1 pseudogene is annotated in these 364 nt (G+C 61.5%); it reads left to right on the top strand.

Going from position 1 to position 364, the window contains the following annotated elements:
- Nucleotides 1-39: 39 nt before the first annotated feature.
- Nucleotides 40-364: pseudogene (locus tag NW856_RS13920) on the top strand (polymerase); the annotation flags it as partial.

The raw sequence follows: 364 nt of genomic DNA, 5'->3' as shown, positions 1-364 counted from the left end.
GGGGCAGGTCAGGCCAGGGATCCCCCTTGAGGATGAGTGATGTCTTCTTCGGCACCGGTTTTGTCTCCCGAGTTGTCGCCGGATCCCTTGCCCTCTCAACCGCGGGGCTGGCTGCTGGCAGCAGCGGCGCTGATCCCGGTGAATCTGGCCCCCAGCTTACTCTTGGCTTTGGTGGGGACGATCCAGGGTTATACCCGCTATGGTGGGGCGATCCTGCGGGATCCCTTGTTTGGACTGGCGGCTCTCCTGAGCCTGGCGGCAGTGGGAGTGGCTTTTTTGGGGGAAGATTGGCGGCTGAGCCTGCCAGGGATGTTCAACTACTGGCCTTTTTTATTGATGCTGCCGGCCTTTGCCGCTGTTCTGG

The sequence above is a fragment of the Synechococcus sp. R3-13 genome (assembly GCF_047462195.1).
GTDB lineage: Bacteria > Cyanobacteriota > Cyanobacteriia > Thermostichales > Thermostichaceae > Thermostichus.
This window is presented reverse-complemented; position numbering and strand designations above follow the sequence as displayed.